The organism is Micromonospora sp. NPDC050695 (assembly GCF_040654415.1).
Classification (GTDB): Bacteria; Actinomycetota; Actinomycetes; order Mycobacteriales; family Micromonosporaceae; genus Micromonospora.
In genome coordinates this window covers 5,301-12,395 of the sequence record NZ_JBFAHZ010000089.1, presented here as the reverse complement: position 1 = coordinate 12,395, position 7,095 = coordinate 5,301, and the positions used below count along the sequence as shown (strand labels likewise).

Below are 7,095 nucleotides of genomic sequence, written 5' to 3'. Positions count from 1 at the left end.
CCGCACAGACCACCGCCTCGCCTGTGCTTAACCAACCAGCAGCACAAAGCTAAACAAAATCAAGAAAATGTCTCAGTTGACTTGACAGGCTCCGCGGGCTCGTCGTCTCCCTGCGCGGCGGCAAGGTCGTCCTCTGCTCGGAGCAGCGCGCGGGCGGAGCTTTGGGTCTCGCCATTCACTGCTAGAGCGCGAGCATGGACCACCCCGATGAGGGCACGCTCCCGTGGAGCAGCCGTCTCGTAGCGGTCGCCGTGCACCGAGGCATTGGCGAGATCGAGAGCGTGCTTGTGGTGCCCCAGGTCGATCGCCTGGTGTGCCATCGCCCGGAGGACGTGGCCCGCCATTGCCGGGTTGTCGGCTTCGGCAGCTAACTTCACTGCGACGGTGAAATAGTGCTGCGCGACGTTGTGCTCGCCATTGTCGAACGCCATCCATCCTGCAAGGTACGAAAGCTCGCTGGCCGCACTGAACATGTCGCGTCTCAGCTTTTCGTCTACGTAGCGTCCGCATAGGTAACTCGCAACGTCTGAGCTGAGATATTGGACCACTGCTGACCGGGCGTGCCCGCCGCCTCGGCGCTGGTCGACGCGCGAGAACAGCGACACCATGTCCTGTACCGCGTCAACGTCGCCTTTGCCTACGGTCATGCTGGCGACTCTCCCGAGTTCGGTCAGCGCGGCCAGCGTATCGACTCGCCACCCAAGCATGTCCGATGAGGACAGCAGTGGAGTCGGTAGACCGATGTCCTCCAAGGTCAGCGCGCGTCCGAGCTTGCGTGACAACGCTTCGCAGAGCAGCACGGGTGCTCGTCCAGAGGGCTTCGAGCCGGCGATCCAGTGCGAGACGTGGGAACGGCCGACCCCGGTCAACTCGTCCACGTTGCTCTCCTGAGCGACGCGGACCAGTGCTCGTGCCACCTCGGCATGGGACATCCCAGCTTCCGCGATCACGGCTGCGAGCTTGGCGTTGCCGGGTCCCGCTTGCGGCACTGTGTACCCCCGCATAGAAGTCGATCTTTCACCACGTTCACCGCTTCGACGTGCGTCACAGAGTACCTAACGGCGGTGATTTGCGATTCGCTGTAGGTACGCAAGACGACGACGAATCGGCAAATTGATTAGCCCTGCGTCGCGTCGGTCTTGTGTGGCTGAAATCTGGACGGAATCCCCATTGCTACGAGCGGTGTGCGCCGTAGTGGTGGGTGACGGGCAGGGTGCGCCGCGTGGACGAGAGGTTGTTACTCATGCGGCGTCGCCCTGCCCCCTCGGGAGGTGAAATCGCGTGACTACTTACTCCGGCGGCGGGCAGATCGACAGGGCACAACTGGTTTTGGATCGGCACACGGTTTTGAGCGCCAACGGTTGTTGCGCCGGCTGCGGAAAGTCGGGGTCATGCCCGCAACGCGAAGACGCCGTTCGAGTATTCCGCCGCTCACTGCGTCTACCCAGGCGGAACCCGGGAGCGACACGCCCTGAGCTGATCAACGCGCGTCGGGTCGGCGGCCCTGCACTCTTCGGCGCATCGTCTCGTGCCGTCGTCGGGGGCGCCGTGAACACCCCACCCTGGGGAAGCAGTGACGTCGCACGTGGATGACGACGACGCGGATCTGATCCGACCAAGGCATCGCCCGCACCGGTCACTCCGCTTCCCTGGTGGCCGCCCGTGTGCGTGTCCCTCATGCCGCGCAGCGCGCAGGCGAGAGCGGAAGCAACAGGCGTTCGGTGCTGCGCCGCCGGCTACTGGCTATCTGCCGTTTCCCGGCAGTGGCGTGCCACCGTCTCCGGCCTCGCCCTAAAGGCCGACGCATATCGATTGGACCCGCGCGGCCGAGGCGGTGACCCGAGGACGCCTCGGCCGCGCGCAAGGAATCGCACCCGTCGGAAGGAGCGGACCCCCTCGCACGTCAGCTCACGGCACGGAACCCGTCAGCTCTCACATCGAAGGAGACACAGCACCATGACCGACACGATCACTGGTAACCCGACGATCGAGGCTTACACCGGACCCATTGACCTGTCCCGTCCGCATTTCGTGGGCGTCGGTGGGTCCGCGATGTCCGGCCTGGCCCGACTGCTGGCCGAACTGGGCCACCAGGTCAGCGGCAGTGACCTGAACGACTCCGCCACACTCGCGGCCTTGGTCGTTGCGGGCGTGCGGGTGCACGTCGGGCACGAAGCTTCCCACGTGCAGGGCGCGAGCTGCGTCGTCTACACCACCGTTGCCCAAGACGCCCCGGAGATTAGGGCGGCCCGTGCCGCCGGTATCCCGGTGGTCCACCGGGCACAGGTTCTCGACGCGCTCAGCGCCAACCGGCGGCTCGTCGCGGTCTCCGGCTCACACGGCAAATCCACCACGACCGGCATCCTGGCCCACATCCTGCGGACCCTCGGGGAGGACCCGACCTACCTGATCGGGGCTGACCTGACCGGGCCGGGCTCTGGCGCCCGTCTCGGCGGGTCCCGCCTGCTGGTCGCAGAGGCCGACGAGTCGGACCGATCGTTCCACTTCCTCACCCCGTCGATCGCCATCATCACCAACGTCACTGACGACCACCCGGAAAACTTCGTCAACCACGCCGCAGTGATGCGTGCCTACGTCGAGTTCGGCTCCCGGATCGTTCATCACGGGTTCCTGATCGTGAACGCTGACTGCGTCGGCGCGAACGTGGCTGCCGAAGTCATCGCTGACGAGCGACCTGACCTGACGGTGCTGCGCTACGGCCGGAGCCGCACGGCCGATATCTGCCTGCTCGATGTGCACGCGGAGGGGTGGAGCGTTTCGGCGACCGTCCGGATGCCGAACGGGACGACGGTGCGGCTGACCCTGCCGACCCCGGCGGCGCACCACCTGGAAAACGCGGTTGGGGCCGTGGCGTGCGCGGTGGCCCTGGGCCTGGACCCCGCCGACGCGGCGGGAGCGGCGTGCACCTTCACCGGGGTACGCCGTCGCTTCGAGCACGTCGATACTCGGGCCGGTGTGACGGTGATCGACTCCTACGCCGACCATCCGAAGGAGATTGCGGCCGACCTGGAAGCCGCGCGCACCTTGGCTCGCGGCCGGGTCATCGTGGTGTTCCAGCCATCCGGGCATGCCCGGGTGCTGGCTTTCAGTTCGCGGATCGGCCGGCTCCTGGCGGACAAGGCCGATTACGTCCTGCTGCTCGACGTGCACGGCACCGTGCCTCAGGTGCGGCCGGCGGCCGACGCAACGGTCATCGTGACTCACTTGCGTGACGGTCAATACTGCCTGCCGCTTGGCGCGGATCACGTCGCCCGGATCGTCGGGGGGATGGCTGGTCGCGGTGACGTGGTGCTGACGATGGGCACCGGTGATGTGACCGGCTACGGCGCGGTGATCCGGGACGCCCTGAGCCAGCGCTCCGAGGTCGCGTTGTCCGCGTGATCCCTACGCCTGAGCGGTGACAGCGCCGGGTTCCTCGATCAGCTTGTTCGCAAGCGCGAGGAGCCCGGCGCTGTTCGAGGCCTTCACCAACACGACATCGCCCGGTCGTACCCCCCTGCGCAGCAGTTCCCACGCCTGCGCCACGTCCGCGGCGCGATCAACCACTGTGCCGCTGCCGGCGGCCCCGGCGGCGTACTGGTCGGCGTCCGTCCCGCCAATCGCCACCAGCCAGCCGGCGCCGATCTCGGCCACCTGCTGGCCGATCTCGCGGTGCACCTGCGGGGCGTGCTCGCCCAACTCGGCCATCTCGCCCAACACGACGACTGCCCGCTGACCGTCTCTCGTCATGCCGTGCAGGGCGCGCATGGCGGCGCGCATGGCGTCGGGCGCGGCGTTGTAGGCGTCGTTAATGATCGTCACCCCGTCCGCGCGGGTGGTGACCTGCATCCGGCCTGGTGACACGGCCTCGGCGCGAGAAACTGCCTCAGCCACGGCCTCGATTGGGTGGCCCAGCCCGAGAGCGACGGACGCGGCAGCAAGGGCGTTGGACGCCTGGTGCAGCCCGTAGAGGCGCAACCGCACCTCGGCGGTCTGGCCGTCGTGCACGAGCCGGAAGCTGGCGCGGCCCAGCCCGTCCAATGTCACGTTCTCGGCCCGCACGTCCGCCGGGTTGTCGATGCCGTAGGTGAGTACGCGGGCGCGGGTGCGGCTCGCCATCGCGGCGACCAACTCATCATCGGCGTTAAGCACCGCGAGACCGCCGTCGTGCGTTGCGGGCAGCGCTTCCACGATCTCACCCTTGGCCTGAGCGATGTTCGCCACCGAACCGAACTCGCCCAGGTGCGCGTGCCCGACACGGGTGACGACGCTGACGGCGGGCGGGGCGATGCGGGTCAGGTAGGCCACGTGTCCGATGCCGCGTGCGCCCATCTCCAAGACGAGATAGTGGGTGCCGTTGGCGGCGCGGGTGACCGTGTACGGCAACCCAAGCTCGTTGTTGTTCGATCCACGGTTGGCGACGGTCGGACCGAACACCGGAAGCACCTGCGCCAGGATGTCTTTGGTCGATGTCTTGCCTACCGAGCCGGTCACACCGATAACCGTGGTCTCGGGCAGCCGGTCGACCACCGCGCGGGCGAGGCGTCCGTAGGCGGCAGGCACGTCCTCGACGACCACCGCCGGCACCCCGACCGGTCGTGACGCCAGCACCGCTACCGCACCGGCCTCAACCGCCTGGGCGGCGTAGTCGTGCCCGTCGACGCGCTCACCCGGCAGCGCCACGAACATCCCGCCGGGCTCCACGCGCCGGCTGTCGAACACCACCGGGGCCGTGACGATCACCGTGTCGGGGGCGTCGTGGACGGCTCCGCCGATCGCGGCTGAGATCTCTTCGAGGGTCATCGGCAGCACGAGGTGAACCTACCGCGCCGGACCAATACTGTGCCCGATCCATCGGCCGGTGTTGCTGAGGTCAAACCCGGGGGGAGGTACCTGTGCGCCCGGTAGGGTTCGAACCTACGACCTTGGGATTAGAAGTCCCCTGCTCTATCCGCTGAGCTACGGGCGCGCGGCGTGGGTGTCGCGCCAGAAGGGTACCGCCAACCCACGGCGCGCCGGTGTAAAGGGTGCCCGCGTCCACGTTGCCGAGCAGGGTCTCACGGAGGTGGGGCGGCCGGCATCCGGGTTCCCGCAGGCCGACCCCGCGGCGGACCGTACCCTCGGCTGGTGTTGCTGGATCCCGATGCCGAGAGCGGCGTCGCCTACGAGCTGTGCCAGGTCGTCGGCCGCGCCATCCTGCCGTACCGCACGTCCGACGCCGTCGGCACCGCCTTCTTCTTCCAGAGCGGTGACGACCCGGTGGGGGAGGCGTTGCTGACGGCGGCCGACCTGGTCGGTGCCCCGGGCGGTGAGCTGAGCTTGCGGGGGAGCGTCACCGAACCGGACGGGGTGGCCCCGGACGCCGTCTCCGACGCCGAGATCCTGCCCGGCTGGGCCCGCTATCCGGGTGACGGGGTCGCGGTGTTGCCGACCGCCGGGCTGCACCGGTACGCCGGCGACGGTGGCTGGCGATGGCGGGTACAGCCCGTGCCCGCCGCGATCGCCGCCGGGCCCGAGGCCGTCGCGCGCCTCGGCGCCGACGCCGCTTCCGCCTTCATTCTGGCCCATGGGGTACGCGAGGACGGGTCGCGCCCACTGGAGGTCGCGATCGAGCGGGTGGTCCGCGACGGGGACGACGTGCGGATCACCGGGGAGCTGCCAGCGGGGTACGTCGGGGCACCCGTCTTCGTCGTCCAGGCCGACACCGACGGGGACGTGTCGCTGTACTGCCTGGGCCTGGTGCTGCCCGGCGTCGACGGTCACCCGGTGGCGACCTTCGACCGGATCGAGGCCGCCCTCCCGGCCACGCCCGGCGACGCCTGAGCCTCTTGGTCAGCGGCCGGGCGTCGAAGCGGCTGCCGGGTCGGCTGCCGGCTGCCGAGGGTCCGGCAGTCGGGGCTCGTCGGCGTTCGGGATGGTGTCGGTGGCCGAGGCGGCTGCCGGGGCGGTGGGGCCGGCGGCCAGGAACGCCTCGGCCCAGCGGCCGACCTCGTCGAAGACCTTCCGCCGGACGGCGGGGCCGGAGAGCGTGAGGTCGTGCAACCCGCCGTCGAAGCGGGCGAGGGTGACGTGCCGGCCGAGGCGGGGCGCGTACCGGACCATGTGCTCGACGTCCAGCACGGCGTCGGCCAGGGTCGCGTTGTCGTGCCACTTGGTGCCCCGGAAGGAACGGGTCGAGCAGGCCAGCAGCACCGGCACCTGGATGTCCAGTCCGGCGCGCAGCCGACGTTGACCGGTGCGGATCGCGTTCAGCCAGCCGGCCCGGACGGGGAACCCGGCCAGCGGCTTCCACGCCAGGTCGTAGCTCCAGTCGCCGCGGTGGTCGGCGTGGATGCTCTCGCCGTACACCGTGCCCAGCCCGAACGGCAGAATGCGGTGCGGCGCCCTGCGGCCCAAGCGGGAGACGGCGGCCGCGAGGGGTCGACGGACCGCCCAGGGAGCGTTCAGGTCGAAGAAGGGGCTGTTGAGGACCAGGCCGTCGATGGTGCCGGCGTCGCGGCGGGCGTCCGCCCAGAGCGAGATGATCAGGCCGCCGGTGGAGTGGCCCATCGCCAGCAGCGTGTCGTGCCCGTCCTCCGTGCGGATGATCGCGGCGGCGGCGTCCAGCTCCGGGAAGTAGTCGCTGATGTCGCGGCAGAAGTTCGGGGTCTGACCGGGGAGCAGGCTGCGACCGTACTTGCGCAGGTCGAGGGCGTAGAAATCCCAACCCCGCTCGGCGAAGAAGTCGGCCAGGTGGGTCTGGAAGAAGTAGTCGACGAAGCCGTGCACGTAGAGCACGGCCCGCCCGGTGGGCCGCTCGGCCCGCCGCCGGACCAGGGTCGCGATGACGGACCCCTCGTCGTCGGTGCCCAGGTCGATCGTCTGCCGCTCGTAGGGCGGCCCCAACACGTCCGGTTCCACGAGGGCGACGCTACGCCGGCAACCTACCGAGCGGTAGCCCCGTGCCCGCCCCCCGGCTCCTGTACCGCGCTCCCGGTCCCTCGGCCCTCGCGCCTGGCCCTCGGCCCTCGCGCCTGGCCCTCGGCCCTCGCGCCTGGCCCTCGGCCCTCGCGCCTGGCCCTCGGCCCTCGCGCCTGGCCCTCGGCCCTCGCGCCT

The 7,095-nt window shown here is 69.6% G+C and carries 5 protein-coding genes and 1 tRNA gene; 2 read left to right on the top strand and 4 right to left on the bottom strand.

From position 1 onward, the window contains the following. Positions 1–59: 59 nt before the first annotated feature. Positions 60–950 carry a hypothetical protein gene (locus tag AB0H52_RS30750; protein WP_357951754.1) on the bottom strand — a complete coding sequence of 297 codons (891 nt, stop codon included), beginning with the start codon at positions 948–950 and terminating at the stop codon, positions 60–62. A 1,006-nt stretch (positions 951–1,956) separates the two neighbouring features. Here AB0H52_RS30750 and murC point away from each other — a divergent pair. After that, positions 1,957–3,402: a UDP-N-acetylmuramate--L-alanine ligase gene (murC, locus tag AB0H52_RS30745; protein WP_357951752.1), complete on the top strand. Its 1,446-nt coding sequence runs from the start codon at positions 1,957–1,959 to the stop codon at positions 3,400–3,402. Between the two features lie 3 nt (positions 3,403–3,405). Here the strand turns inward: murC and murF are convergent, their stop codons facing one another. After that, on the bottom strand, positions 3,406–4,803 hold the full coding sequence (gene murF, locus AB0H52_RS30740) for a UDP-N-acetylmuramoyl-tripeptide--D-alanyl-D-alanine ligase (protein ID WP_357951758.1): 1,398 nt from the start codon (positions 4,801–4,803) through the stop codon (positions 3,406–3,408). A 93-nt stretch (positions 4,804–4,896) separates the two neighbouring features. Next, positions 4,897–4,969, bottom strand: a tRNA-Arg gene (locus AB0H52_RS30735). Positions 4,970–5,127: 158 nt separating this feature from the next. Here AB0H52_RS30735 and AB0H52_RS30730 point away from each other — a divergent pair. After that, on the top strand, positions 5,128–5,823 hold the full coding sequence (locus tag AB0H52_RS30730) for a hypothetical protein (protein ID WP_151489440.1): 696 nt from the start codon (positions 5,128–5,130) through the stop codon (positions 5,821–5,823). Between the two features lie 9 nt (positions 5,824–5,832). On the opposite strand, the gene AB0H52_RS30725 is transcribed toward AB0H52_RS30730, so the two are convergent. After that, complete coding sequence (locus tag AB0H52_RS30725; protein WP_151489441.1) at positions 5,833–6,900, bottom strand: alpha/beta hydrolase; 1,068 nt, start codon at positions 6,898–6,900, stop codon at positions 5,833–5,835. Between the last annotated feature and the right edge of the window lie 195 nt (positions 6,901–7,095).